The organism is Mesorhizobium sp. M2E.F.Ca.ET.219.01.1.1 (assembly GCF_004016445.2).
GTDB lineage: Bacteria > Pseudomonadota > Alphaproteobacteria > Rhizobiales > Rhizobiaceae > Mesorhizobium.
In genome coordinates, this window is the sequence record NZ_SADT02000001.1 from 839,630 (window position 1) to 864,918 (window position 25,289).

Here is a 25,289-nt window from a genome sequence, read left to right on the forward strand (position 1 = left end):
TCAGCAGTCGAAGCCGAACCTGGTGCGCATGTCGTCGGCTTCCTCCTTCGACATCCTTTTGAACATCACGCAGGCGGTGAAGCTGCCGACCTGATGGCCGTTCCTGGTGTAGCCCCAGTCGGAAATGTCATCCCTGGTGAATTCGATGTTCTGGCCGAGCACGACGTTATGCACCTCGGCGGGCTGGTTCGACAGGATTCCGACGAATCCGGCTTCGGTGCGGCGGAAGGGCACGACCCAGAAATGCTCGGTGATATTGCCGTCCTTTACCTTCACCTTCAGCTTGAAGCGCGATGTGCCGGCTGGAGGGCTGTCGGCGAGCGCGAGGAACTCGTCGAGGCTGGCAAGCGCCTGCTTTGTCGCGGCTGCCATTTCCGGATCGCCGGGAGCGAATATGGTCACGTGGTCATCGTTCGGATCGGTAGCTTGAGCGCCGGCCGTCGCCGACCCCAACACAGAGACAAGACACAGTGCGGCGCGAACAGCCAAGGTCATCGAAGGGCCCCCAACTTCAGAAAGGCCTCTATCTTTCCGCATCGCGGGGACGTGATCAACCGGGTGGTTTGCAAAGTGGCCCACGTCAACCGTCATCGAAATGATAAGCGCTACATCGGAACCAGGGTCTGCTATTCATCACGCGCATCGGCGACCAGGACAATGCAGTTCTGGGAGACTCTCAAGATCAAGCTGTAAGGCGTTTCGATATTCAGGTGAGGCCGGCCTCACCCGAATCTCAACGCGCTTTGGATGGGCTTACAACCCGGTCAGACCGGCCAGCCAGCTTGCCGAGCGCTTCGCCGCGTCCACGGTCGCGCCGGCGGCGCGGCTGAGGTCGGTCTTGACCACGGCATAGCCGGCCTTGGTGCGGTAAAGCACGGCGCGGCCGCCATCGACCGATCCGTCGAAGGCGACGGGCTTTGCGGCTTCTGTTTCGCTGGCGGTCACCGTTCCGCCGACCGGAACGCTTGGGCGATGGTCGAGCTCGGGCGGCAGCGGGGCGATGGTTTCGCCGACGCGGTTCCTGGGCTTCAGATCCGGCCTGGAGGCTTTCGCCGCAAGCTCGGACGAAGAGGCCGAGCCCTTGACGCGGCAGATGCCCGAAACCAGCGGATAGTTGAAGTTGCGCTGATGCAGCATCTGGCTCTTCATCGCCGCTTCGCAGTCGGCGATCGTCGCCCATTTGGCCGGCGTCTCGCCGACATATTCGCACAGCTTGGCGTCGCAGTCGCAGCCGACGATGGTCATAGCGACAAGGGCGGTCTTGATCACGGTCTTGTCCCTTCGAATTCGCTACCCATTCCCCACTTGTATCAATCCGCGCCGAACAAGGCGGGATTTGGCCGCGATTGTGAAATGTGGATGACGGGGCGTTTCCGAAGGTTTGCTCAGGCGGCGACTGTGACAGAAATGCCTCAGGCAGGCCTGGCCATCCCAAAAGACAGTTGGCGCTGGGATTTCTCCCAGCGCCTCCCTGTCAGATCAGGAGCCGGTTGAGGCAGCAACTTCCCTAAAGTCGTCGCGCCAGGCCAGCCTTGATTTTGACGGTCCTGCCAGTCGCCACCCGAGGGCAGCGCCCGTTCCAGACCACGCCGATCTCCACCCTTGCGGGCTTCGCCCAGCGTGCCATCGAAGGTTTTTCCCGGCCTTCATGGCAGCATCGGTCCGCCGTCGGCGTTGGCACGCTTTCCGCGGCACCCGTAGGTCTCGGCATCCGTCCCTCCAACAGGCGAACCTGCTCTCGTTCTGGGCCGTACGGGCCTCAGGAAATCCGCCTTGCGCTTTTGCCTTTCGGCTGGGGCGTTCAGTGGCCGCCTGAGATGGGTTGAATGTACGCCGGGTAAGCGGTTTGCGGAATGCCCACCCGCCTGTGGATAGCGGGATTATCGGGGACCAAAGGCAAAAGCCTCGGAATTCGGCGGCCGAACCCCTTAGACAGCCTGCCCTGCTTTTTTAGCGACCTTGGATGCTGGAGCCTTGCTCCGCCGGCCGGTCCGAGTTTGAATGTCGGCAAAAGAGTTTGGGCGCCAGCATGAACTCCGCCGCGCATTTCGCGCGATGTGCCTCGGGGGAGGTCGGATTGAAGGTCGGGGTGGTTCTCAATCCGATTGCCGGAGGCGGTAGGCTCAAGCGGCATTGGGCGGAGGCCGCGGCATCGCTCAAGGCGAATTTCCGCGATTTCGATCTCCGCGAGACGCAAGCCAGCGGCGATGCCGAGCGGCTGGCGATCGACCTCGCCGCCAGCGGATGCGAGCTGGTGATTGCCGCCGGCGGCGACGGCACCGCCAGCGAGGTGGCCGACGGGCTTTTGCAGGCACAATCCGAGATCGGTCATGAAAGCGCGCTTGGACTTCTGCCTTGCGGCACCGGCATCGACTTCGCGCGCGGGCTTGGCCTGCCGCGCGGCATAGACGCCTCGGTCAAGCAAATCGCGGATGCCAAGGGCCGCAAAATCGACGCCGGCCGCGTCTGCTACATCGACGACCACGGCGCTCTGGCCAGCCGCCATTTCATCAACATTGCCAGCTTGGGCCTGTCCGGCGCCACCGACCGCGCCGTCAATGCCGACAAGCGCAAGGGCAGGGTCTCGGCCAAGGCGCTGTTCTTCTGGCGCACGGTGCTGGAGTTCGCCCGCTATCGCTTCCAGGACGTCCGGATCACCATCGACGACGGCGAGCCGGTCGAGGCGCGCATGGCCCTGGTGGCGGTGGCCAACGGCAAATTCTTCGGCGGCGGCATGATGATCGCCCCGGACGCCGAGCTCACCGATGGCCAGTTCGACATCGTCATCCTGCGCGCCGCCGGCAAGCTCGGGCTGATAAGGGACATCCGCCTGCTCTATGGCGGACGCCACCGCAACCATCCGGCCATCACCATCCTGCGTGGCCGAAAGGTGCTGGTCGAGCCTCTGGGCGATGCCGAGAAGAACGGCGCGCTGGTCGACATAGACGGGGAGTCGCCTGGCCGGATTCCGGCGACTTTTGAGATCCTGCCCGGCGCGCTGACCTTAAGAGGTTGAATCAACTGGCTGACGGTTTGATTCAACCGGCGCAGTCAGGCGATTGAAACAGCTGGCTAAATTTTAGCCGGATTGTAGTTCGAGCCTGGCCGGAAAGCCCGGCGCGCGAAGCTCCACGCCGACCGCATCCTCGAGCAGCTTGACGATCTGCGTCGACCAGGCGTCGCCGCCATAGGCGCGCTTGCCTTCCTCGAAGATCGCGTTGACGCGTGTCGCCAGATCGAGCGGCGCGCCGAAATCCCGGCCCATCGCGAGCGCGAAGCCAAGGTCCTTCAGCGCCAGGTCCATGGTGAAGCCGATATCGTAGGAGCCGTTGAGCACGAGCTGGCTTTCGGTCTCATGGACGAAGCTGTTGCCGGAGGAGGCGACGATGGCGTGGTAGGCCTGAGCAAGGTCGAGCCCGCCTTGCTTGGCCAGCATCAGCGCCTCGCCGGCAGCGACGAGATGGATGAAGGCCAGCATATTGGTGATGACCTTGATCACCGCCGCCGAGCCGATCGGGCCCATCAGGAAGGATTTCGCGCACATCGCCTCGATCGCCGGCCAGTGCTTCTCGTAGAGTGCGGGATCGCCACCGACGAGCGCGGTGATCCTGCCCGCCGCCGCCAGATGCACGCCGCCGGTGACCGGGCATTCCAGCGTCTCGATGCCCTTTGCCGAAGCGAGTGCGGCGAGCCGCAGAATCTCGTCGCGGCCATTGGTCGACATTTCGATCCAGGTACCGCCCGCGGGCAGACCCTCGAGCAATCCGTCCGGGCCGGCGAGCACCGCTTCGCTGACCTTCGGCGAGGGCAGGCAGGTGATCGCATTGCCGGCGCGAGCGGCGGCCTCGGCCGGCCTCGCCGCTGCCGTCGCTCCGAGCGCGACGAGGCGCTCGACCGCGGCCGGGTTGCGGTCGACCACGGTGACGGCGAAGCCGTGGCGCAGCAGGCTGGCGGCGAGGTTGCCGCCGAGATGGCCGAGGCCGATGAAGGCGTAAGCGGGGGTCACGGCATCAACGGCGTCTGCATCATCTGCAGATGCAGGTCCTTGCCGCTGTAGGGGTGCGCGTCGCAGACCGCCTCGTTGAGCTCGACGCCGAGGCCGGGCTCCTTCGACGGAATGACGTTGCCGTCCTGCCATTCGATCTTCTTCTTGAGCAGGGTGGCATGGAAACCGTCCCACTGCTTTAGCGATTCCAGGATGAGGAAGTTGGGCAGCGTGACGGCCAGCTGGATGTTCGCGGCGCCGACGATCGGGCCGCAATAGCAATGCGGCGCCACCTGGATGTGGTAGGCCTCGGCCATGGCGGCGATCTTCTTGGTTTCGAGGATGCCGCCGGAGCGGCCGAGATCCGGCTGCAGGATGGTCGCGGCGCGGTTTTCGATGACGCGGGCGAACTCGAATTTCGTGGTCAGCCGCTCGCCGGTGGCGATCGGGATCGAGGTCCCGCGTGCGACCTGCGCCATCACCTCCGGCATATCCGGCGGCACCGGCTCCTCGAACCACAGCGGATCGTAAGGCTCGATGGCGCGCGCCAGGCGCAGCGCGCCGGATGCGGTGAACTGGCCATGCGTGCCGAAAAGGATGTCGGCCCTGGTGCCGACAGCCTCACGGATCGCCTTGATCATGCGCGCCGAAAGGTCGATGTCGATCAGGCGCGGCTGGTGGCCGTCATAGGCGGTGTAGGGGCCGGCCGGGTCGAGCTTCACGGCGTTGAAGCCCTGCTCGACATATTCGAGCGCGCAGGCGGCAGCCATGTCGGGGTCGTTGTAGACATTCCGGCCGCGCGCATCTTCCGAATGGACGCTGCCGGTGTGCGGATAGAGATAGGTATAGGAGCGCAGCGTCTCGTGCACCTGGCCGCCAAGCAGCTTGTAGACCGGTTTGCCGGCCTCCTTGCCGATGATGTCCCAGCACGCCATTTCCAGCGCGGAAAAACAGCCCATGCCGGAGACGTCGGGGCGTTGCGTGAAGCCGGAGGAATAGATGCGGCGGAACAGGTTTTCGAGATCGTGCGGATCGCGACCGACGAGGTAGCGCTCGGCCATGTCTTCGATCATCTTGGCGGTAACATGCGCGGAGAAGGTCGCGTTGTAGGCCTCGCCATAGCCGACGACGCCGCCATTGGTGGTGAGCTTGACGAAGATGAAATATTTGCCGCCGATGCCGGGCGGCGGGTTGCCGACAACCCAGGTCTTTACGTCGGTGATTTTCATTTCTGATCCTCCAGAACCAGGTCGGCGCCTTTCCATCCGGTCAGGATCGAGGCGGCGTTGGTGTTGCCCGTGATGTTGTCGGGGAAAATCGAGGCGTCGATGACGCGCAAGCCGTCCAGCCCGTGCACCTTCAGCCGCGGATCGACGACGGCGCGCGCGGCGTTCGGCCCCATGCGGCAGGTCGAGACCGGGTGATAGACGGTGCCCGAGCGCTTCCTGAAATCCTGGATGAGGTCGGCGTCCGACCGGATCGACGGTCCAGGCAGCACCTCTTCCTCGATGATCTCGGCCATGGCCGGCATCGCGGCGATCTTGCGCACGAACTTCACCGCCGCCAGCATCTCGTCGACATCGGCATTGGTCGAATAGGCGTTGGGCGTGATCCTCGGATAGTCGCGCGGATTGCTCGAGCGGATCATGATCTCGCCGCGGCTCGACGGCCGGCAGTTGGACAGGCCGATGGAGAAACCCGGCCAGGGGTCGGGCGTCAGGATCGGCCGTTCGCCGCTCTTCGGAATGACGGTCGAGAAGGCCTGGAAATAGAGCTGCATGTTCGGCCGCGTCATCGACGGATCGGTGCGGAAGAAGCCGCCGGCATTGTTCATCGACAGCGACAGCGGACCGGAGCGCAAGAGGATGTATTGCATGCCGACGAGCAGCTTGCCCCACCAGGGCCGCAGGATCTGGTTCAGCGTCGGCAGCTTGCCTTTGAATGTGTAGTTGATGCCGACATGGTCCTGCAGATTGTTGCCGACATTGTCATTGGCATGGACGATCGGTATGCCGAGCTTGCCAAGCAGCGCCGAGGGGCCGACGCCGGACAGCTGCAGCAATTGCGGCGAGTTGATCGAGCCGCCCGAAAGGATCACCTCGCGGCCGGCGCGGACAGTCTTCCGCTCGCCGTTCTGCTCATATTCGACACCCACGGCGCGCTTGCCCTCGAACAGGATTCTTGTCGCCAGCGCGTTGGTCTCGACGCGAACGTTGCCGCGTTTCATCGCCGGCCGCAGGAAGGCGCGGGCGGCGGACATGCGGCGGCCGTTCTTGGTGGTGATCTGGTAGACGCCGACGCCTTCCTGGGAGGCGCCGTTGAAGTCCGGATTGAAGGGAAGGCCGGCCTGCTCGGCGGCCGCCAGATAGCGCTTGGTCAGCGGATGCACCGCGTTCGAGCAATCGGTGACGTGCAGGGGGCCGCCGACGCCGCGCCATTGGTCGGCGCCGGCCGCATTGTCCTCCATCGCCTTGAAGGAGGGGAGGAGGTCGTCATAGCTCCAGCCCGGATTGCCGGCGGCGGCCCAGGCATCGAAATCCTCGCGCGCGCCGCGGATGAAGACCATGGCGTTGATTGAACTCGAGCCGCCGAGCAGCTTGCCGCGGGGCCAGTGGTCGGCATTGCCCGCTAAGCCGGGATCCGGCTCGGTCTTGTAGTTCCAGTTGACGGCCGGGTCGAAGAAGGTCTTGCCGTAGCCGAGCGGCATCTGGACATAGAAGCGCCGATCGGTCCCGCCGGCTTCCAGCACCAGCACCGAAAAGCGGCCCGAGGCCGACAATTTGTCGGCAACGACCGAGCCGGCCGAGCCGGAGCCGACGATGATGAAGTCATAAGTCTGCATGATAGGCGGGCGCGCTCCGAAATTCTCGGCCTAGCCTAGACATTGCCGGTTCACGTCGTCGCCGGACCTTCCGGCATCGCTTGTGAAAAAAGCGACTGCTCCGGCGGCGTGGTTTTCGCTTTCAGCAGAGCTTGCGACATCGCAACCGCGTTGCTACGGGTTCAGGAAAGCAGCGGCTGAAGGACCTCCCAATGGTGCATTACGCGGACGGAAAACCCCTCGGCGATCTCACGCTGCGCACGCTCGCCATGCCCTCCGACGCCAATGCGGCCGGCGACATCTTCGGCGGCTGGGTTATGGCGCAGATGGACCTTGCCTGCGGCATCCGCGCGGCCGAGCGCGCCAAGGGGCGCGTTGTCACCGCCGCGGTCAAGGAGATGTCCTTCGCCAAGCCGATGAAGATCGGCGACACGCTCTGCATCTACACCCATGTCGAGCGTGTCGGCCGTACCTCGATGGTGCTCAAGGTCGAGGCCTGGGCGCAGCGCTACCTTTCCGACCTGATGGAAAAGGTCACCCATGCCGATTTCGTCATGGTGGCGCTCGACGGCGAAGGCAAACCGAAGCCGGTTCCGGCCGAGAGCTGACAGGTCTCCGATTCACGGTTTTGTAACAACGCCCGCGCGGGAGACGCGCTTCGCGACATCCAATGGTTGCCTTCGCGCCCCATCTTGAGGTCGCGAGGGGAAAACAATGCGTCAACACATGCTGAACGGCTGGCTCATGGCAGCCCTTGTCGCGCTGGTTTGCCTGCTCGGCATAACGGCCTATGTGGAAGTCAGGAAGGACCTTCCACGCGTCGCCTGCGTGAGGGACCCGAAGGCGATCGGCAAGAAGGCAGCGCAGCAGGAGAACTGCTCGACGGCGTGCTGCAACACTATAGCTGTGAGCGCCTGATTGGTGGTTGGCTAAAGACAGTCATGCTCGTCGAGACGGATGCACGCAGACACCTGAGAGGCTGGCTGCGGGGCCGCGGCAGGTCGGTCAAAGCCGGAAGGTACGACAGGGCCGGCGCCGAGTAGCACGAGTTCATCCAATGGTTCAGAAACCTTTGAACCACAAGGGTTTCAGGCCTGCTGGCTGTCAAATCTCGCCCGTGCCTCGCGGACCCGATTGGTGTTCTTGCGCGCCCATTCGCCGAGCGCCCCGACCGGCACGAGCAGCTCGTGGCCGAGCTCGGTCAGCTCGTAATCGACACGTGGCGGGATGGTCGGAAACACTTTTCGCGTGACGAAGCCGTCGCGTTCCAGACCGCGCAAGGTGGTGGTCAGCATCTTCTGCGAAATGCCGCCGACGGCGGCGCGCAATTCGTTGAAGCGCAGCGCGCCGTCGCCCAGCTTGCCGACCACGAGCACGGTCCATTTGTCGCCGACCCGTTGCAGGATTTCCGAGACGGCGCGGCAGTCCTCGGTGATATGCGGGTGCCTCAGTAACAAAAACGTGCCTCCTTGCGCGATAATTTGTCAGTATCACATATAGCGCCGGTATCCAAACGATACCAGAAATTCCCGCAAGGAGAGCCCCTTATGTCCAAGCCCAAAATCGCTATTGTCGTCGGTTCGACGCGCGCCGCCCGCTTCGCCGACGCGCCGACGCAGTGGATCGCCAAGATCGCCAAGTCGCACGCCGATATCGATGTCGAGATCGTCGATCTGCGTGATTGGCCGCTGCCCTTCTTCGACGAGGTCGCTTCCTCCGCCTGGGCGCCGTCGCAGAACGAAGTGGCGCAGCGCTGGCAGAGAAAGGTCGCCGAGTTCGACGGCTTCATCTTCACCGCCGCCGAGTACAATCACGCTCCGACCGGTGTCTTGAAGAACGCCATCGATTACGCCGCCAATGAATGGAACAAGAAGCCGGCTGGCTTTATCGGCTATGGCTCGGTCGGCGGCGCGCGCGCGGTCGAACAACTCCGCCTGATCGCGGTCGAGCTGCAGATGGCTCCGGTCAAGTCGGCCGTGCATATCGCCTGGGGCGATTACCTTGCCGTGCGCCAGGGCGACAAGAAGCTCGAGGACATCGAGCATCTGAACCAGGCCGCCGCCGCGCTGGTCAACGACGTCGCCTGGTGGGCGAAGGTGCTGAAGGCGGCGCGTGCCGCCGACGCGATCGCCGGCGAAGCCCAGGCTGCCTGAGCAGTCAATCGAGTTTGTCCTCCCAGTAAGAAGGGGCGGCGCCGGGCGCCGCCCCTTTTAATGTACTAGAACCAAAGCTGCCTATCTTGCTTGGGCCCAGCCTGGTCCCCTTAAGCGTCACACTGTCCCGCGTTTGGCCCCGATCACGTTTGCCGGTCACTTGATCGCTCGGAACAGCGCGTTAGATGCAGGCCCGAATCCCGCCGAAGACTAAGACGATATAGTCGTGGAGGAGCGAAATGCCTTGGCTTGGCAGATGGCGCAACCAGTGTGGGTCTGTGCTCGACATCACCGGCGAGGATGGCGGCCGGGTTGAAGGCACGTTTCGCACGGCGCTCGAAGACAGCAGCTTCTATGGGCAGACCGTGCCGATATTCGGCATCGCGCATGGCGACGTCATTGGCGTGACGGCCGCCGGCGAGGGTACGGCCGGCCCGGCCGCGGTGAGTTACACCGGCATATTGCGGGACGGCAAATTGGAGACGATGTGGCTGACGGTTGCGGGCAGCACCATCACCGGCAAGGAAGGCGAAATCGCTTCTCGCAAGCGGGTCGGAACCTGGCGCGCCTTTGGCACAAGCCTCGACACCTTCGTCCGAGAATAGCCAAACAGCCAGCAGGCACTGCGCGCCATTTTGATCGCCAGGAACGGCGCCATCGCCCGCGCTATACGCCCGGCCTGACCGTCTCTCCGCTTACCTCGACGCGATAAAATCTCACGCTTCTCTCCGGCAGCCCAGGAGGCGCCGTTCACGGCTTCGTGTTGGCTGTTTCCAACCCCGCGCCGCATGGTGACTTGCATTATGCAATCAACTCGACTATGTGGGACTTGCATATTGAAAGTGAGTCACGAAGATGGTCGCCAAGACAAGCTTCGAAACGCGCCCATGTCCCATCGCGCGCAGCCTCGACGAGGTTGGCGAGTGGTGGAGCATCCTGTTGCTGCGCGACGCTTTCCAGGGCCTGACGCGCTTCGACCAGTTCCAGAAGAGCCTGGATATCGCGCCCAACATCCTGACGCGGCGGCTGAACAGCCTGGTCGAGCGCGGGCTGTTCGAGAAGCGCGCCTACTGCGAGCGGCCGCTTCGCCATGAGTATGTGCTGACCGCCAAGGCTCGCGATTTCCGCCCGGTGCTGCTTACGCTGTTGGCCTGGGGCAACCGGCATCTGGCGCCCGAAGGCCCGAGCCTCGTTGTGGTGGACACGGCTGACGGGCGCTGGGCCGATCCCGTCCTGGTCGACAAGGAGACTGGCAGGGAGCTCGACAGCGGTGGCTTCACCCTGGCCACCGGACCGAGGGCCAGCGATCGCATGCGGCAACGCTATCGTTTCAGCAGCGAAGGCTCAGGCCTGCCGCTGGTCGAGAATGGTGGCCAAGAGGCGCGAAGCAGATGAACAAGACTCTTTCCCCGGCCGAGTTGCAGGCCGCGGTCGTCGATATCCCGAAGCCGGCCAGGAAGCGGCGCAAGCCACTGCTGCTCGGCGCTGCGCTGATCGCGATCGCTGCCGCCGGTTGGTATGGCTTCGAGTGGTGGCAGGCCAACCGCTTCATGGTGACGACCGACGATGCCTATGTCGGCGGCAATGTCACGCCGCTTGCGCCGCGCGTCGCCGGTCATATCGACCAGGTGCTCGTCGAGGACAACCAGCATGTCAGCGCCGGCCAGCCGATCATCCGCATCGACGACAGGCCGTTCAAGGCGGCGCTGGAACGCGCGCAGGCATCGGTTGAGCAGAAGCAGTCGGCGCTCGACAATCTGCGTGCCCAGATCTCGCTGCAGAACTCGCTGATCGAGCAGGCCAGCGCCGATCTCGAGGCCAAGAGCGCCGCTGCGGCGTTCACCGCGCAGGACGCCAAGCGCTACGCGGTTCTTGCCAGCGCCAGGACCGGCTCGCAGCAGGATGCCCAGAAAAGCGCTGCGGCCGACGGCCAGGCGCAGGCATCCGTCGCCGCCGCGCGGGCGGCGCTTGCGGCGTCGAGACAACAGCTCGACGTCCTCAACACCCAGATTTCGGAAGCGACCGCGGAAGTCGCGGCCGCCAAGGCGGATCTCGACACCGCGCAACTCGACCTCGGCTTCACGGAAATCCGCTCGCCGATCGACGGCGTCGTCGGCAACAGGCTGGCGCAGGTCGGCACCTATGTCTCACCGGGCAGCTACCTCTTGACCATCGTTCCTGCCTCGGGCCTGTGGGTCGACGCCAATTTCAAGGAAGACCAGTTGCGCGCGATGGCCGACGGACAGGCCGCGACGGTCTATGCCGATATCGCTCCCGACCAGCCGCTCAAGGGCCATGTCACCAGCCTGGGGCCGGCCACGGGAGCGATTTTCAGCGTCATCCCGCCGCAGAACGCGACCGGCAATTTTACCAAGATCGTGCAGCGTGTGCCGGTGAGGATCGCGATCGACGCCGACCAGGCGAGCAAGGTCGCGCTGCGGCCCGGCCTGTCCACTGTCGTCACCGTCGATACCGGGTCGCATTGAGGGCGCCATGTCAGCGCCGGCCGCCCCGCAATCTTTCCTCGCCAGCATCCTGCCGTTCATGGTGATGTGCGTGGGGATGTTCATCGCGCTGCTCGATATCCAGATCGTCGCCTCCTCGCTGCAGGATATCGGCGGCGGCCTGTCGGCCGCGCAGGACCAGATCGGCTGGGTCCAGACCTCCTACCTGGTGGCGGAAATCATCGTCATCCCGCTGTCGGGCTGGCTGACACGCGTCTTCTCGACGAGGTGGCTCTTCACCATCTCGGCGGCCGGCTTCACTTTGGCCAGCATGCTGTGCGGCTTCGCCTGGAACATCGAGAGCATGATCGTGTTCCGCGCGCTGCAGGGGCTGCTCGGTGCGTCGATGATCCCGACGGTATTCACCTCGTCCTTCCATTATTTCCAGGGCCCGAGGCGCGTCTATGCCGCCGCCGTCGTCGGCAGCATCGCCTCGATCGCGCCGACGTTGGGGCCCGTCATCGGCGGCTGGATCACCGACACGTTGAACTGGCACTGGCTGTTCTACGTCAATGTCATCCCCGGGGTGGTCATCACCATCCTCGTTGCGCTGCTGGTCAAGATCGACAAGGGCGATCTGTCGTTGCTGAAGGGCGCGGACTATATCGGCATGGCGCTGATGGCGGTCAGCCTCGGCACGGCGGAATATGTGCTGGAGGAAGGCTCGCGCTGGAACTGGTTCGATGACGCCACGATCCGCAACGGCGCCGTCATCGCCGTGGTTACGCTCATCCTGTTCGTCGTTCGCAGCCTGACCTATGCGCAGCCGGTGGTCGATTTCCGCGCCTTCGGCAACCGCAATTTCGCCATCGGCTGTTTTTTGTCCTTCATCACCGGCATCGGCATCTTCGCCACGATCTATCTGACGCCGCTGTTCCTCGGCTATGTGCGCGGCTACAACGCGTTCGAGACGGGGCTGGCGGTCTTCTCAACCGGCGTCGCCTCGATGGTGGGCGTGCCGGTCTACATCTTCCTTGCCAAGCGCTTCGACACGCGCTGGCTGATGATGTTCGGGCTGGCCTCCTTCGGCGCCTCGATGTGGAGTTTTTCCGCCATCACCAGCCAGTGGGGCTCGGCCGAGCTCCTCCTGCCGCAGATCTTTCGCGGTTTCCCGCAGGTCTTCGCCGTCGCGCCCAGCGTCAATCTCGGGCTCGGCAGCCTGCCGCCGGAACGGCTGAAATATGCCAGCGGCCTGTTCAACACCATGCGCAATCTCGGCGGCGCGGTCGGCATCGCCATCTGCGGCGCGATCCTCAACAACCGCACCAACTTCCATTTCCTGACGATCGCTTCGCATCTGACGCCGCAGAACGAGCCGGCCATGCACCTCCTCGACAACGTGGCGCAGCGCTACGGCCAGTTGCCCGGCGCCATCGAAGACGGCCACGCCGCCGCGCTGAAGCAGCTCTGGCAGCTCGCCTATCGCGAGGCTTCCACCATGGCCTATGCGGACGCGTTCCTGGTCATCATGGTGGCTTTCGTCATCGCCACCGCGCTGGTGCCGTTCCTGCGCAACGTGACGCCGAAGGCGCCGCCGCCGGACGCGCATTGAGGGGCGCGCAAGCGCCGCGAGCGACGCAGTTTACTGCGACCCCGCCCCAAACCAGCGGATAAAAGCAGCGTCCTTGCCGGTGATGTCCTTCACCGCTTTCAGCAATGCCTCGTGCAGGGTTTGCATCGAGCGGTAGTGATCGCATTGCGTCGATATCAACGGGGCCACAATACTGCGATGCAGCTCTCCCGCCGCCATCAGGAACCGGTCAAGCTCCGACTCCGATAATTGCTTTGCCTTGTTGCGACGAACCACCGCGACCTCCAGCGAGAATCGCCCCACCAAGGATTAAATTCCTATACGCATCGAAAAGTTTCCAGCGACTGCTGGTTGCCTTTTTCGGCCTATCGTCGTCAGCCTACCATTTCACGCTGAAGCCGACCGAGCCGCCGAAGGCACGGCTGTCGCCGAAATCCTCCAGGCTGGAGCGCGCCAGCAGCTCGCCATGGACGGAATAGCGATCGTCGGCCCAGCTCAGCGAGCCGCCGACGCCGAGGCCGCCCCAAAGCTGCTGCGGCTTGCTGGTCAGCCTGGTGCCGGAGACGTCGACATCGGTGCCGTCGAGGAAGTTGTAGTAGAGATTGGCGATGCCATAGACATGCGAGCGGCTCGTCTGCCCCGCGCTGCCTTTCCATTCGCTTTCATAGTCGGCGGAAAGGCCGAGGCGGCCGGTCAGGCTGTCGCTGCTGCCGTTGGAGACCAGCGCGCCATAGGGATCGGTGAAACTGTCGAAATCGACTGAGGCATAGGAGAGCTGCGCCTGCGGCGTCAGCGACCAGTTGCCATGAAGCGCGATCTTCTGCCCGGCCTCGATGCCGAGGCCGTAGCCGAAGCCGTTGTTGTCGTCGGCGAGCTTCCTGCCAAGTGTCGCGGAAGAAAGATCGCTGTCGAACCAGGTGAACTCGGCCTGGGTGTCGACATAAAAGCCGTTCTTGCCATACCAGGTGAGCGTGCCGCCAAAGCCATAGCCGGTTGCGTCGATCGAGCCGGTGCCGAAGGACGAGGAGACGTCCGATTTCACAGTGCCGTAGTGGACGGTGAGACCGCCGACCAGCATGCCGGAGGCGGTCTCGGAGAGCAGCATGTCGAGGCCGGCCTGCAGCCGCCACAGATCGGCGTCATAGTCGGTGCCGGTGGTGCTCGTGCCCGGTTCGAACTCGCTGTGCGAGGCCTCGATACGCCCCCAGATCGGGGTGCCGCCCTGGCTGGCGCTGCCTGTCGCCGACTGGTCGGCGACAGTCCATGAGCGGTTGCCGATGCGCTGCTGCAGCGTGCCGAGCTGGGTGAAGCTCTGCAGCACGCCGGCATAGGCTTCGTAGACCGGCACGGCCGGCGAATAGAGCGGTGTGGTCGGGCCGCCGGGATCGACCGGGTTAATCAGCGCCGAGCGCAGATACCAGTCGCCATCAGCCGGGGTGCTGACGCCGTTCGGGTAGAGCCGGTAGGCGTAAGCGCCTGCCACCACGGCCTGGTCGCCTTGGAAGATATAGTCGCCCTGCAGATTGAAGGTGCCGGCGGAGACGCCGCCGACATCGACGATCTTGATGCCGTCGACGGTCTGCGCGCCGGCGCCGCCAAGGCCTATCACCTTGATGTTGGCGGTGCCCGACGTGTCGCCGGTGATGACCAGCCTGTCGGTGGAAGAGGTGTCGCCGTCGAGGATCGCTTCGATTTCGACCGTGCCGCCGGCGCCGGTGAAATTGCCCTGGATGGTCAATTGGCCGATCGAGTTGCCGGGCGCGATGACGCCGCCGGTCTGCAGCGTCGTCGACCCCACGGTGCCGTTGCCGCCGAGCGCGCCGCCACTCAGAACAGTCACCGCGGAGTTGGCGAGGGAGCCGTTGACCGAAAGCTTGCTGGCCGCGATCGTGGTCGCCCCGTTGAGCGTGTTCGTACCGGTGAGATTGAGATTGCCGCTTCCCAACTTGGCCAGCGTGCCGGTGCCGGAGAGGGTGGCGGAGAAGGCGGCATCGGTCGGCTGGTCGAAAACCAAAGCCGCGTTATCAAGGATATCGCCGCTGCCGAAGCTCGTTGCCTGGCCGATCAGCGTGCCGGTCGAGATCGTCGTGCCGCCGCTGTAGGTGTTCGCGCCGGAAAGCACGAGCGTGCCGGAATCGGTCTTCACCAGACCGCCGCTTCCGGCAATCTCCACGGCGATGGTTGCCGTAACGCCGGCATCGGTCCTGATCGTCGTGGCGGCGGTGTCGGTGGTGAGCGTGTCGCCGTCGATCACATAGCCGTTGGTCATGAACTGCATGCCGGTGAAGCCGACCGCGCCGGCGGAATCATCGACCGTGACGGTGCCGGCCTGACCGGCGAACACCGCGAAATCCTGACCCCACTTGCCGTTGATCGCGCCATCGGCTTCCGTCCAGTTGCGGTTCGTCGCGTCCCACACGCCGTCACCGCCGTCGATCGCGCCGTTGTCATGCAGCCCCGTATTGCCGCCGTCCCAGAAGCCCAGCGTCACGCCGGCGCTGGAGATCAGGTTCACCTCACCGGCGATGCTGGTCTGGATGAAGAGATCGCTCGCGGAGACGGGCGTGGTCCCGAACTCAAGCCCGTTGTCCGTCAACGCGCCGCCGTAGTTTATGAGCCGGTAGACGCCGGGACCGAAGCCGCCGACATCGGTGATGTTCAGCGTGCCGTCGAGGGTGAGATCACCATTGACCACGATCAAGTCGTTGACGCCGTTGCCGACCGTCCCCGGAACGCCGAGCTCGTAGTCGAGATTCGCGCCTGCGTTGAGCGTCAGCGAACCGACCGTGAGCGTGCCGGGGCTGTCGCCCGGCGCGATTGTGCCATCAACCGTCACCGGCCCCGCGATTGTTCCCACGCCCGACAGGGTGCCGGAGCTGTTGACGCTGACGGCGGTATTTCCGAGCGAGCCGTCGACGCGCAACCTGCCTGCGTCGACCGTCGTCGCGCCGGTATAGGTGTTCGTGCCCGAGAGCGTGAGCGTGCCGGTGCCCAGCTTGGCAAGAGAGCCGCCGGCGCCCGAGATCGAGCCGGAGAACGCAGTGCTGGCATCGCCGCCGATCGTCAGTTTCCTGTCGCCGAGAGCGACATTGCCGGCGCCCGACAAGGAGCCGATCGTCTCGTCGTCGCTGTCAATGCCCGTGATGCTGGAGGAGATGGAGGGTCGCGCCAACGACAATGTGGCGCCGGCCGCCACCGTCACGGCCGACGCGTCGGGAATGGAGTCGATGCCCGAACCGACCGCATAGAGCGTCCCGCCCAGGATTTGTGTCGCGCCCTGATAGCTGTTGTTGCCGGCCAGAACCTGGCGGTAGGCGCCGTTCTTGACGAAGCCGCCGGTTCCGGTGATGCCGCCGTAGAACAGCGCGGTCGTGTTGGCGAAATTCGTGCTGGTCGTGAGGTCGCCGACAAGCTCCACCGTGCCGGCATCGCCCGAGAGCGTGCCGATGGTCTCGTCGCCGAGGACGCGGAACACACCGGCCTGGGCAATCACGGCAGACTGGTCGCCGATCGCGTTGCCGCCCTCGGCCTCCAGGATCCCGCCCAGAATTCGCGTGCCGCCGGTATAGCTGTTGTTGCCCAATAAGGTCAGCATGCCGGCGCCGGTCTTGGTGAAAAGGCCGCTGCCGCTGATGACGCCCGTCAGGACAAGGTCGGCATCGGTCTGGAACGTGCCGTTGTCGGTCAGGGCGACATTGCGGCTGCTGGTGAAGGCGGAGGTCGTCTGCAGCGTGCCGCCGTTGAATGTCAACGTGCCCGATGCCGCTCCCAAATTGGCGTCGGAGGAGACCGAAAGCGTGCCCCCGGTCAATGTCCATGGCGTGACTGCGGCCGTCGTTCCCGTCAGTGTCCAGGTGCTGCTGCCCGTCTTCTCGTAAAGGCCGAAGCCGTCATATTTGCCGCCAGGGCCGAGCTGCGAGACGTCGAACGAACCGTTCGTGCTGCCGCCGAGCTTGAAGGTATCGGCCGCGCTGAAAGCCTTCACATTGCCGGTGATGTCGGAGGTCGACCAGATTTCGAGCGAGTTGACGCCGCCGGTGAATTGGATCGCCTGACCGGCAAGGCCGCCGCCTGCACCGCCAGCGCCGCCAGTGATCGTGCCGGCATTGACGACAGCGATCCCGGCGCCTTTGATGCCGGCCCCGCCGTCGCCCGCCGCCAACTGCCCGGTGCCGCCGGCGCCGCCTTTGATTGTCCCGCCTGCTTCATTGACGACGGTGCCGCCCGAAAGTAGTTGCACGCCGGCACCGCCATCGCCGCCGGCGCCTCCGGAAGTCCCAAAACTGTTGCCGCCGACGCCACCGGTCAGGGTGCCGCTGTTAGTAACCGTGCCGCCTGCGGTCAGCACGATGGCCGCTGCGCCGCTACCGCCACCGCCGACGACGGTGATACCGCCCGCACCGCCGGTAACGCTGCCGCCGCTATCCACCACTGCGTTGGCGTTTGAGAATATGCCGACACCGCCACCACCTGCGCCACCGCTTCTGGAGGGGGATCCGGTGTTGCCGGGACCTCCTCCCGTGCCGCCTGTCACTACTCCGGTGCCCGCGATGGTGACATCGGCTGTCGCCGAGATGCCGACGCCGCCGCCGCCGTGCCCGCCAGGTGTGGTTGTTACACCGGCTTGGCCTAATCCGCCCGTGCCGCCACCGACTGTGCCCGAGACGATGGTGACTGTAGTGACCGTCTGACCCGTAGTGCCGGTGATGCCAGTGGCGCCTCTTGGCCTGCCGGCAGTGGTTACGCTCGCTCCGCCCGGGGCACCGTTGCCGGTGGTAAGGTCCACGCCGCCACCGCCGCCCCCTGTGCTGGCTGTGGCAGAGTTGGCATCCTGCCCCGTCGCTTGCGCAAGAGAACCGTCGGCGCCGCCCGTGCCAAACGCTCCGGTCGCGCCCTTGCCGTCTCCGCCATCGGCCCAGGCGGGCGCGCCGCCGACAGCCAAGGCGAGAAGCGCTGCCAGGGAAACGCCGGCACGAAGCGCCGCCGCGCTAGGCTTCCCTTTTCCGGCAGAAAGAATGGTACCGACGCCGCTGGCCTTCATCTGGCGATGCCCCTCGCAATTCACTCGCCAGCCCATGCCGGATTGCCTGGCGGCCTGGACAGCGCGCGCCGACCAGAACGCGAAGAGGTTAACTTGGTGTTTGATTCCTGTCTTGAAGTTGAATTGTCGATTATTGATTTTTTCTTGCCGTTACTTTAAAGCAACATTAGCTTCATTGAATATAAGCAATGTAAATATAAGCTTTGACTTGATTATGCGGATGGGAAACGCGATCGCCAGCGTTAAGGGGCGGGCGGAACCTGGGCGGTCCGGCCCGCTTATCATGGTGACACAGGATTTGCGGACCGGACCTTGCCCCCGCGGCTTGGCTGCCCGGGGCAACACGTGGTCAGCTTCGCCCATGGCGGCTGCCGTTGGCAATCGACAGTCCGTGCGCGCGCCGAGGCCAATCAAACGGAACCGCGATCAAGTTCCGCCACCTATTTCTTCTTCAGCAGCCGCGCTTCCCGAAGAAGCGAACTGGCGTCGATGCCGATCATGTCGACAAGGTCGCGGGCCTGGGACTCGGTGATCCCGGTCTCCTGCACGAGAAATCGGATCCGGAATTCCTTCTCCGCCTTCAGTCGCGCGTCGCGTTCTTGCTTGTCTTCGGCCATGGATTTTTCCCCATGACCTGAAACCGCAAGTTGACGCTAAGGTTCCGCTCAGCGCGCCACCGGGCGATGCCCGTCGGGCAGGCGGGTGGCGATCAGCTTGTCGATGCGGCGGCCGTCGAGGTCGACCACCTCGAAACGCCAGCCTTGCGCGTCGACGCACTCGCCGGTCGTCGGCAGATGGTGGAGATGCGACAGCACATAGCCGGCCACGGTCTCGTAGTCGCGGTTCTCCGGCAGGTCGATGCCCAGCACCTCGGCCATCTCGTCGGCCTGCATGTAGCCGGCGAGCAGCCATGAGCCGTCATCGCGCTTGACGGCATTTTCCTCTTCGCCGGCCTCGAGGTCGGAGCGGAACACGCCGGTGATCGCTTCCAGGATGTCGGCCGGCGTGACGATGCCTTCGAAATGGCCGTACTCGTCATGGACCAGCGCCATCGGCACGTCCGATTCCCTGAGCTTCTGGAGCACGTCGAGCGCGTCGGCCTGATCATGCACGATGGGTGCGGCGCGCACGTGCTGGCGCGGATCCAGAACCCTGCCGGCAAGAAGGGCGGCCAGCACGTCTCGCGTCTGGATGACGCCGACCATGGCGTCGACATTGCCGTCGCCGACCGGCAATCGCGAGTGCTGCGTTTCCATCAAGAGCTTTCGGGTCACCGTCTCGTCGGCCTGCAGGTTGAGCCAGTCGACCTCAGTGCGCGGCGTCATCACGGCGCGCACGGCGCGGTCGCCGAGGCGCATGACGCCGGCGATCATGCGGCGCTCGTCGGATTCGATTGTGCCGTGATGCTCGGCCTCGGCGACCAGCATCTTGATCTCTTCGTCGGTGACCTTCTCTTCCGCCTCGCCGGCCTGGCCGAGCAGCCACAGAATGGCGCGGCCGGAGAGATCGAGCAAGAAGACGAGCGGCGCCGAGACGGTCGCAAGGATGGTCATCGCCGGCGCGGCGCGGACCGCGACGCGCTCGGGATCGCGCAGCGCGATCTGCTTCGGCACCAGCTCGCCGACGATCAGCGAGGCATAGGTGATCAAAGCGACGACGATGCCGACGCCGACGGGGTCGGCGATGTTTTCGCGGATGCCGGTCGACGCCAGATATTGCGCCAGCCTTTCGCCGAGCGTCGCGCCCGAGAATGCGCCCGAGAGTACGCCGACCAGCGTGATGCCGATCTGCACCGAGGACAGGAACTTGCCGGGATTCGAGCCCAGCGCCAGCGCGCGGCCGGCGCCCTTGACGTTGCGGTCGATCATCGCCTTGAGGCGGGCGGGCCGCGACGAGACGATGGCAAGCTCCGACATCGACAAGAGGCCGTTCACCAAGATGAGGACGGCCACGACGGCGATTTCAACATAAAGCATGGGCGGTCAATAGCATTGCTGCAGCGCATTCGAAAATAGCCCGCCGGTATTTTTGGCAGATGACAGGCCGGAGCAAGGCAGGTGGCCTCGAGAGGCCATTCGGCGAACTTGGCATCGGCTTGGAGTTTGCAAACCGCACATCGGTACGAAAGGGCTCAATTCAGCGACAGCGCCTTATTAAAAATCAAAGGGATAGAGTGGAACCAATATCAAATGATATAGTTAGGATAGCTTGTTGGGGGTTGCCCATTGGCGCTCGAACCAAAACGTGGCCTTGTCCAGAGGCTTCTGGAAGAGACAGGCATTACCGAGACGCAGGCGCTGGAGTTGATCTCGCTGCTTGGATCGAATTGGTCGTCGCTGGTCAGGGAAGCGAAAGCCATAAGGGACAGCCTGAAGCCGCCGACCGGGCCTCCGTCCGCGTGACGGTCTGTGCCTCCGTTTGGCTTGGCCGTGCCGTCACTCCCGTGTGCTCAACACGCCGATCACGGCCATGCCGTCGGTGAAATAGGGGTCGCCGCCACCATTGCGTCCCGTCCTGGTGGCGCCGATCCCCGGTATCTCGCTGGTGGATGTGAGCAGGCCGGCGGCCTTCAGGTCGCCGATCAGGAAGTCGCGCTCGGCGTCGATGTCGGGGCCGATATGGTGGGTGACGGCGCCCGTGTCGTGGCTGAGGCCGACGCCGCGGTCGAAGCTCGCGGCGCCCAGCCAAAGCGGGCGGCCGTCATCGCCGGCCGCGTCCGTCAGCCAGAAGCGGACATGATGGCGCCGGTCGGCGCTGTCGCCGACCGGTTTTTCGAAGGCAAGGTCCTGGGCGCGGCCTTCGAACAGCAGGCGGCTCATCGGCGCATCGGGGTAGGGGCGGGAAAACAGCACACTTTCACCGATGTCGATCGCGGTCCTGAGGGTGACGGCATCAGCCGTGTCCCAGCCCGCGACCGCGAAGGCGTGGAGCACTTCCTTCTCGGTGCCGACAAGGCCGACATTGATCGGATCGCCGGGAATGCCCTGCGGCGTATGCGTCACCATCTCGAAGGGCTTTGTACGGAAGCCGCGCTCCCGCCATGTCCAGAATTCCGGCGCCGCGATATAGGCGAGCGCCAGATAGGAGACGCAAACCGTCGCCAGCCAGATCGCCGCGCGCCGCCTCAGGCTTCGCTTACTCACGACAAACCGCTCCAAAATCCACGCGCGACTACTTTACGCTGTGTCGGCCGTTTTTGGGCAGAGGCCTGTGGAGGATGAAGCGGGGCGCCTTGCGACCCCCAAAATCAGCGGCAGGCGCGGTAGCCGCTCTTGCGGTTCTTGATATCGAAATGGAAATGGTTGCGATGGTCGTAGTTGTAGCCCGGGCCGAGCACCGTGGTGAAATATTCGCAGCCGTCGGCGCGGACATTGTTGAGGAAGCCGCGCGTGCGGAAGGCGAACAGGCCGGGCTTGCGGACGTCGATGTCGTCGCCATTGTTGAGCTCGATGCTCATCACGTCGAGGGCGTTGCCCTTGCCGTGTTCGGACAACACGCCTTCGCCGGCGATATTGCGGCAGGAATAGCTCGAGCCCTGGTGGATCGCCTTGACGCCGGAGAAATAGCGCCAGCGGGCTGCCGGTTGCAGCTCGTTCTTGGTCCAGGCAGCGAAGGTCGCGGCCATGTTGCAGGTCAGCGTCGCTGCCGGCTTCATCGCGACGCTCCCGATCGCCGAGACCTTTACCGGGAAATCGATGCCGCACTGTCCCTCGTGGATCGGCTGGACGTCCTGATAGACGACGCCCATCCGCTTCAGCTCGTTGCGGCAGTCGATCTCGCTGGCCGGCATCTGCTCGAGCGGCGACATGGGCTCGTCCATGCGTGGATAGGCGGCCTGGGTCATGTAGGGATCGGACGGCACGAGACGCTGCATGCCGGAATATTGCGGCGCATCGGGCTGCGGCACGGCCGCCGTCTGGCTGCCGACATCGACGGCCGGCTGCAGCGCAAAGACATCACCGGTCGTGCAGGCCGATATCGTCGCGATGGCGGCGCCTGCGACCAACCCGACGGCCGCGACGCGCGCACGCTTGTTCCATCGCGCCGCCGCCAGCATAGCGCCAAGTCTTCGAACCATCGAAAGGCGTCCTTGTCCCCGAATGGCACAAGTTTATTGGGCAAGAGTAAAGGAAAGATCAGCGCCGGCATTCATGCATGAGGCGGAATTGCGGCGTTGTTGTTTGGTCAGAAGACTTCCGACTTGCCTATTGGCAGAACGTGCCGCCGTGGCGGCGGGGTTCGAGGTCCAGGTGGAAATGCAGCGCATGGTCGGGGTCGGCGCCCGGTCCAAGCACCGTCTTGAACGGGCCGCAGGCAGCCTTGCGCACCGCGTCGAGGAATTTCGCATCCTTCTCCGGGGGCACTGGACCGACCTCGATCTCGCTTCCGTCCGACAAGGTGAAGCTGGCGATGTCGAGCGCGTTGCCGAAGGCGTGTTCCGAAAGTTTGCGGGTGCCGTTGCGCGGGCGACAGACGAAGGCCGAGGCCTGGTTGACCGCCTTCAAATCGGCGCCGAGTTCGGCCTTTGCCGTGGGCTGGACGACATCGGCCATGAAGCGCGCCGCTGCCTCGGCCATCGGGCAGTTGAGCTCAGTGCCGGGGCTTACGCTGATGGATTTGCCGAGCGTCTTCAGAATTATCGGATAGGGGATAGAGCAGCCGATCTCGGGATCGTGCTCGGCCTTGTGCTCCTCGAATGCGACGCCCAGCGCCTTCAGCCGCTCGCGGCACGCGGTTTCCTCCGCCGGCATCTTGTCGGCCGGCATATCGGCCGAGCGGGGATCGGGAAGCATCTTTTCCTCGCCGGCATCGGCCGGCTTTTCCGGCGGTTGCGGCGCGGTTTCCGGCGACTCCGGCTCCAGTTCGGCGGGCTTCTCCGGTGGCGTCGGCACGACATCCGGCGTCTCAGGCTCGGATTGCGTCCGCGGCGCGGACTGAGCGCCCTTGGAGCGCGGCGGGCGGGCGTCCCATTTAGGATGCGACTTCTCCTGGTTGAGGAAATCGTCATTGCTGTCGAGGCGGCTTTTGCCTTGCCCCGACTTCTCAGTACCGTTCTCCATGTCCTGGGGACGCGACCCTGGAACCGGTGTCGCCGGGGGCGTTTCCGGTGCCGGAGCGGCGCTCTGGCTCGGTGGCGGCAGATGTCCTTTGTGCCGATGATGGTGTTTGGCCAGGGCCGGCGTAACCAGCAGGATCGCGGCCGCCACAGGCAGCGCCAGTCTGCAAAGTCGTGAGAGGCTCAGCGTCGCCATCGCCCCGAAACGGCGATCGTGTCGCGAAGTTGCCTGCACCGCGTGCCTTGCCGATCACAATCGGTTACCGGCGCGTTACGCGCCTATGGCTTCAAGGCCTTCCTCCAGCCAGTCGGCCAACATCGGCAGGCCGAGCAGATATTTGGCCGTCCGCTTCCTGGGACGCTCCCTGGCGGCTGCCACCGCGTCCGCCCATTCGGATGCGTCATAGTCGCCGCGCCCGACCCAGGCGAGCGCGATCAGTTCGGCCGCTTCGTCGATGTTGAGATCGTTGATCAGCTCGCGGAATTCTTCCTCGGTGAGGTCTTCCGAGGCTTCCTCGACAAGGCCGTCATGGTGGTGGCTGGCATGCGCGTCGCCGTCGAACTCGACCTCGTGCTCGGCGCCGTCGTCATAATCCTCGTTGACGGCAGCGCTCAGCGCCTTGGCCTTGAGGATGAACAGGCGCACCGTGTCCGGGTCGATGGAAAGCTCCCATTCTTTCTCGAGGCGCTGCTGCACGGTCCTTCTCCACGTGATGCGCTTGGCCCCGATGATAGCGGATTTGCAGCGCGCGTCACGTCCGGAGGTAAATGCTTCTTTCCGGCCGCTGAAAATAGTTAGGCATCCGCCCGCATTTCGGGATGAAACCGCAATGAGGTGGCGTTAATCTGCCATTGTCACCCTCAAGGAGGCTTCGATGCGCAGACGTTTGCTTGTTCAAGTCATGGCCATTGCGGCGCTGCCGCTGTTCGTTGCCCCGGCTTTTGCGGCCGGAGAAAGTGGCGGCGGAAGCGGTCAAACCACCACCCAGTGCAAGAAGGGCGAGGTCTGGGACAAGAAGAAGAACAAATGCGTAAAGCCGCAGTATGGCATGCTGGATGACGACAGCATCTACGAGGCCGGCCATGATCTGGCGATGGCCGGGCGTTATGACGAGGCGATCTCGGTGCTGACGCTCGCCGCCAACAAGCAGGATCCACGCATCCTCAACTATCTCGGCTATTCGCATCGCCATTCCGGCCGCGTCACGGTCGGCCTCGGCTATTACGAGGAAGCGCTGCGCATCGATCCGAACTACACGCTGGTGCGCGAATATCTCGGCGAAGCGCATCTGCAGATCGGCGATCTCGCCGGTGCTCAGGAACAGCTCAACGAAATCGAAAAGCGGACCGGCACGGGCTCGCGCGAATACGGCATGCTGTCCGAACAGATCGATCATTTCCTGCGGAGCTGATACGGTTCCGACACTGTTCAACCGGCTGCGAGCCGTCGCAGCCGGTTTTTTGTTGTCCGCAGCCGGCAAGGGGCTCGCGAAAGCGGTGATCAATTTGCCGAACTTCATTTTTGGGCGTGAAAACCGCGCAAAGATCGCTATATTCGGGGAAATTGTGGTGAAACGGCTCCGTTAGCCCGAGGCTGCCGGACCGTTTTCTTTTTGTACCCATTGACAAGGCCGCTCCCGAAATCGGGGGTGGCGGCAGGAAAGGTCAGGCATATGATCAAGGTCCCGATGACAGGCGAGGGGTTCGCGTCATTGAAGGAAGAACTGCGTTGGCGCCAGCAAGAGGAGCGGCCTCGTATCATCGAGGCGATCTCCGAAGCGCGCTCGCATGGCGACCTGTCTGAAAATGCCGAATATCACGCGGCCAAGGAGTCGCAGAGCCACAATGAAGGCCGCATCAACGAGCTCGAGGATCTGATCGCGCGCGCCGAGGTTATCGACGTCTCCAAGCTTTCCGGCGACAAGGTCAAGTTCGGCGCGACCGTCGTGCTGGTCGACGAGGACACCGAGGAAAAGAAGACCTACCAGATCGTCGGCGACCAGGAAGCGGACGTGAAGTCCGGCCGCATCTCGATCTCCTCGCCGATCGCGCGAGCGCTGATCGGCAAGGAAGTCGGCGACGCCATCGAGGTCAACGCTCCGGGCGGCGCCCGCGGGTATGAGATCGTCCAGGTGCAGTTTATTTAAAGATATTGAAAGCCGGGCCTTCAGCCTTGACTTCAATTTCTAAACGCCGGC

Annotated in this window: 25 protein-coding genes; 11 read left to right on the top strand and 14 right to left on the bottom strand. The window is 64.2% G+C overall.

Going from position 1 to position 25,289, the window contains the following annotated elements:
• Together EN862_RS04030 and EN862_RS04035 are read right to left on the bottom strand one after the other, a co-directional pair.
• Complete coding sequence (locus tag EN862_RS04030; protein WP_245519493.1) at nt 1-402, bottom strand: DUF2314 domain-containing protein; 402 nt, start codon at nt 400-402, stop codon at nt 1-3.
• A gap of 351 nt (nt 403-753) precedes the next feature.
• Nucleotides 754-1,269, bottom strand: a complete 516-nt coding sequence (locus tag EN862_RS04035) for a hypothetical protein (RefSeq protein ID WP_127864546.1) — start codon at nt 1,267-1,269, stop codon at nt 754-756.
• Nucleotides 1,270-2,077: 808 nt separating this feature from the next.
• Here EN862_RS04035 and EN862_RS04040 point away from each other — a divergent pair.
• Entirely contained in the window at nt 2,078-3,016 is a 939-nt protein-coding gene (locus tag EN862_RS04040) for a diacylglycerol kinase family protein (RefSeq protein WP_127864547.1), read from the top strand.
• Nucleotides 3,017-3,079: 63 nt separating this feature from the next.
• On the opposite strand, the gene EN862_RS04045 is transcribed toward EN862_RS04040, so the two are convergent.
• From EN862_RS04045 to EN862_RS04055, 3 genes are read right to left on the bottom strand one after another with little or no spacing between them, the layout of a single operon-like run.
• Nucleotides 3,080-4,006 (bottom strand): NAD(P)-dependent oxidoreductase, encoded by a 927-nt coding sequence (locus EN862_RS04045; RefSeq protein WP_127864548.1) that lies wholly within the window; start codon nt 4,004-4,006, stop codon nt 3,080-3,082.
• The gene (locus EN862_RS04050) at nt 4,003-5,214 is read right to left on the bottom strand and encodes a mandelate racemase/muconate lactonizing enzyme family protein (RefSeq protein ID WP_127864549.1); all 1,212 of its coding nucleotides are present in this window, start codon (nt 5,212-5,214) and stop codon (nt 4,003-4,005) included. The genes EN862_RS04045 and EN862_RS04050 overlap by 4 nt, the downstream gene beginning before the upstream one ends.
• Nucleotides 5,211-6,827 carry a GMC family oxidoreductase N-terminal domain-containing protein gene (locus EN862_RS04055; protein ID WP_127864550.1) on the bottom strand — a complete coding sequence of 539 codons (1,617 nt, stop codon included), beginning with the start codon at nt 6,825-6,827 and terminating at the stop codon, nt 5,211-5,213. The genes EN862_RS04050 and EN862_RS04055 overlap by 4 nt, the downstream gene beginning before the upstream one ends.
• A 191-nt stretch (nt 6,828-7,018) precedes the next feature.
• Here EN862_RS04055 and EN862_RS04060 point away from each other — a divergent pair, with 191 nt between their 5' ends.
• Together EN862_RS04060 and EN862_RS04065 are read left to right on the top strand one after the other, a co-directional pair.
• Nucleotides 7,019-7,414: an acyl-CoA thioesterase gene (locus tag EN862_RS04060; RefSeq protein ID WP_042646168.1), complete on the top strand. Its 396-nt coding sequence runs from the start codon at nt 7,019-7,021 to the stop codon at nt 7,412-7,414.
• 106 nt (nt 7,415-7,520) lie between these two features.
• A complete protein-coding gene (locus EN862_RS04065; protein ID WP_127864551.1) occupies nt 7,521-7,724 on the top strand; it encodes a hypothetical protein in 204 nt (67 codons plus the stop codon).
• A gap of 170 nt (nt 7,725-7,894) precedes the next feature.
• Here EN862_RS04065 and EN862_RS04070 read toward each other — a convergent pair whose 3' ends face one another.
• Nucleotides 7,895-8,263, bottom strand: coding sequence for a helix-turn-helix domain-containing protein (locus tag EN862_RS04070; protein WP_095817326.1), 369 nt, complete (start codon nt 8,261-8,263; stop codon nt 7,895-7,897).
• A 90-nt stretch (nt 8,264-8,353) separates the two neighbouring features.
• On the opposite strand from EN862_RS04070, the gene EN862_RS04075 reads away from it, so the two are divergent.
• The 5 genes from EN862_RS04075 to EN862_RS04095 all read left to right on the top strand — a co-directional run bounded on the left by EN862_RS04075 (nt 8,354) and on the right by EN862_RS04095 (nt 13,015).
• Nucleotides 8,354-8,959 (top strand): NADPH-dependent FMN reductase, encoded by a 606-nt coding sequence (locus tag EN862_RS04075; protein WP_127864552.1) that lies wholly within the window; start codon nt 8,354-8,356, stop codon nt 8,957-8,959.
• 239 nt (nt 8,960-9,198) lie between these two features.
• Nucleotides 9,199-9,564 carry an avidin/streptavidin family protein gene (locus tag EN862_RS04080; RefSeq protein ID WP_127864553.1) on the top strand — a complete coding sequence of 122 codons (366 nt, stop codon included), beginning with the start codon at nt 9,199-9,201 and terminating at the stop codon, nt 9,562-9,564.
• 250 nt (nt 9,565-9,814) lie between these two features.
• Nucleotides 9,815-10,354: a helix-turn-helix domain-containing protein gene (locus EN862_RS04085; RefSeq protein ID WP_127864554.1), complete on the top strand. Its 540-nt coding sequence runs from the start codon at nt 9,815-9,817 to the stop codon at nt 10,352-10,354.
• Complete coding sequence (locus EN862_RS04090) at nt 10,351-11,445, top strand: HlyD family secretion protein (RefSeq protein ID WP_127864555.1); 1,095 nt, start codon at nt 10,351-10,353, stop codon at nt 11,443-11,445. Before EN862_RS04085 ends, EN862_RS04090 begins: the two co-directional genes overlap by 4 nt.
• 7 nt (nt 11,446-11,452) lie before the next feature.
• Nucleotides 11,453-13,015 (top strand): DHA2 family efflux MFS transporter permease subunit, encoded by a 1,563-nt coding sequence (locus tag EN862_RS04095; RefSeq protein ID WP_127864556.1) that lies wholly within the window; start codon nt 11,453-11,455, stop codon nt 13,013-13,015.
• Between the two features lie 30 nt (nt 13,016-13,045).
• Here the strand turns inward: EN862_RS04095 and EN862_RS04100 are convergent, their stop codons facing one another.
• The 4 genes from EN862_RS04100 to EN862_RS04110 form a co-directional block, all read right to left on the bottom strand.
• Nucleotides 13,046-13,297, bottom strand: a complete 252-nt coding sequence (locus EN862_RS04100; RefSeq protein ID WP_348632071.1) for a hypothetical protein — start codon at nt 13,295-13,297, stop codon at nt 13,046-13,048.
• Nucleotides 13,298-13,373: 76 nt separating this feature from the next.
• Nucleotides 13,374-18,071 carry an autotransporter outer membrane beta-barrel domain-containing protein gene (locus tag EN862_RS04105; protein WP_127864558.1) on the bottom strand — a complete coding sequence of 1,566 codons (4,698 nt, stop codon included), beginning with the start codon at nt 18,069-18,071 and terminating at the stop codon, nt 13,374-13,376.
• Between the two features lie 404 nt (nt 18,072-18,475).
• On the bottom strand, nt 18,476-18,652 hold the full coding sequence (locus EN862_RS36030; RefSeq protein ID WP_189401117.1) for a hypothetical protein: 177 nt from the start codon (nt 18,650-18,652) through the stop codon (nt 18,476-18,478).
• Between the two features lie 48 nt (nt 18,653-18,700).
• Nucleotides 18,701-20,011 carry a hemolysin family protein gene (locus EN862_RS04110; protein ID WP_127864559.1) on the bottom strand — a complete coding sequence of 437 codons (1,311 nt, stop codon included), beginning with the start codon at nt 20,009-20,011 and terminating at the stop codon, nt 18,701-18,703.
• Nucleotides 20,012-20,260: 249 nt separating this feature from the next.
• Between EN862_RS04110 and EN862_RS36035 the strand changes: the two genes are divergently transcribed.
• Nucleotides 20,261-20,437 carry a hypothetical protein gene (locus tag EN862_RS36035; RefSeq protein WP_189400949.1) on the top strand — a complete coding sequence of 59 codons (177 nt, stop codon included), beginning with the start codon at nt 20,261-20,263 and terminating at the stop codon, nt 20,435-20,437.
• A 33-nt stretch (nt 20,438-20,470) separates the two neighbouring features.
• Here the strand turns inward: EN862_RS36035 and EN862_RS04115 are convergent, their stop codons facing one another.
• The 4 genes from EN862_RS04115 to EN862_RS04130 form a co-directional block, all read right to left on the bottom strand.
• The gene (locus EN862_RS04115) at nt 20,471-21,178 is read right to left on the bottom strand and encodes an LssY C-terminal domain-containing protein (protein WP_127864560.1); all 708 of its coding nucleotides are present in this window, start codon (nt 21,176-21,178) and stop codon (nt 20,471-20,473) included.
• A 104-nt stretch (nt 21,179-21,282) separates the two neighbouring features.
• The gene (locus EN862_RS04120) at nt 21,283-22,113 is read right to left on the bottom strand and encodes an extensin family protein (protein ID WP_127864561.1); all 831 of its coding nucleotides are present in this window, start codon (nt 22,111-22,113) and stop codon (nt 21,283-21,285) included.
• Between the two features lie 127 nt (nt 22,114-22,240).
• Complete coding sequence (locus EN862_RS04125; protein ID WP_127864562.1) at nt 22,241-23,287, bottom strand: extensin family protein; 1,047 nt, start codon at nt 23,285-23,287, stop codon at nt 22,241-22,243.
• 75 nt (nt 23,288-23,362) lie between these two features.
• Nucleotides 23,363-23,788: a DUF3775 domain-containing protein gene (locus tag EN862_RS04130; RefSeq protein ID WP_112126832.1), complete on the bottom strand. Its 426-nt coding sequence runs from the start codon at nt 23,786-23,788 to the stop codon at nt 23,363-23,365.
• A gap of 178 nt (nt 23,789-23,966) precedes the next feature.
• On the opposite strand from EN862_RS04130, the gene EN862_RS04135 reads away from it, so the two are divergent.
• Both EN862_RS04135 and greA read left to right on the top strand, forming a co-directional pair.
• Entirely contained in the window at nt 23,967-24,503 is a 537-nt protein-coding gene (locus EN862_RS04135) for a tetratricopeptide repeat protein (protein WP_127864563.1), read from the top strand.
• Between the two features lie 261 nt (nt 24,504-24,764).
• Entirely contained in the window at nt 24,765-25,238 is a 474-nt protein-coding gene (gene greA / locus EN862_RS04140) for a transcription elongation factor GreA (RefSeq protein WP_027168132.1), read from the top strand.
• Nucleotides 25,239-25,289 lie beyond the last annotated feature (51 nt).

What these genes read in the sequence shown, in the direction of transcription:
- EN862_RS04050 (WP_127864549.1), bottom strand. Translation starts at nt 5,214, where the DNA reads ATGAAAATCACCGACGTAAAGACCTGGGTTGTCGGCAACCCGCCGCCC.
- EN862_RS04055 (WP_127864550.1), bottom strand. Translation starts at nt 6,827, where the DNA reads ATGCAGACTTATGACTTCATCATCGTCGGCTCCGGCTCGGCCGGCTCG.
- EN862_RS04060 (WP_042646168.1), top strand. Translation starts at nt 7,019, where the DNA reads ATGGTGCATTACGCGGACGGAAAACCCCTCGGCGATCTCACGCTGCGC.
- EN862_RS04065 (WP_127864551.1), top strand. Translation starts at nt 7,521, where the DNA reads ATGCGTCAACACATGCTGAACGGCTGGCTCATGGCAGCCCTTGTCGCG.
- EN862_RS04075 (WP_127864552.1), top strand. Translation starts at nt 8,354, where the DNA reads ATGTCCAAGCCCAAAATCGCTATTGTCGTCGGTTCGACGCGCGCCGCC.
- EN862_RS04080 (WP_127864553.1), top strand. Translation starts at nt 9,199, where the DNA reads ATGCCTTGGCTTGGCAGATGGCGCAACCAGTGTGGGTCTGTGCTCGAC.
- EN862_RS04085 (WP_127864554.1), top strand. Translation starts at nt 9,815, where the DNA reads ATGGTCGCCAAGACAAGCTTCGAAACGCGCCCATGTCCCATCGCGCGC.
- EN862_RS04090 (WP_127864555.1), top strand. Translation starts at nt 10,351, where the DNA reads ATGAACAAGACTCTTTCCCCGGCCGAGTTGCAGGCCGCGGTCGTCGAT.
- EN862_RS04095 (WP_127864556.1), top strand. Translation starts at nt 11,453, where the DNA reads ATGTCAGCGCCGGCCGCCCCGCAATCTTTCCTCGCCAGCATCCTGCCG.
- EN862_RS04105 (WP_127864558.1), bottom strand. Translation starts at nt 18,071, where the DNA reads ATGGGCTGGCGAGTGAATTGCGAGGGGCATCGCCAGATGAAGGCCAGC.
- EN862_RS36030 (WP_189401117.1), bottom strand. Translation starts at nt 18,652, where the DNA reads ATGGCCGAAGACAAGCAAGAACGCGACGCGCGACTGAAGGCGGAGAAG.
- EN862_RS04110 (WP_127864559.1), bottom strand. Translation starts at nt 20,011, where the DNA reads ATGCTTTATGTTGAAATCGCCGTCGTGGCCGTCCTCATCTTGGTGAAC.
- EN862_RS04120 (WP_127864561.1), bottom strand. Translation starts at nt 22,113, where the DNA reads ATGGTTCGAAGACTTGGCGCTATGCTGGCGGCGGCGCGATGGAACAAG.
- EN862_RS04125 (WP_127864562.1), bottom strand. Translation starts at nt 23,287, where the DNA reads ATGGCGACGCTGAGCCTCTCACGACTTTGCAGACTGGCGCTGCCTGTG.
- EN862_RS04135 (WP_127864563.1), top strand. Translation starts at nt 23,967, where the DNA reads ATGCGCAGACGTTTGCTTGTTCAAGTCATGGCCATTGCGGCGCTGCCG.
- greA (WP_027168132.1), top strand. Translation starts at nt 24,765, where the DNA reads ATGATCAAGGTCCCGATGACAGGCGAGGGGTTCGCGTCATTGAAGGAA.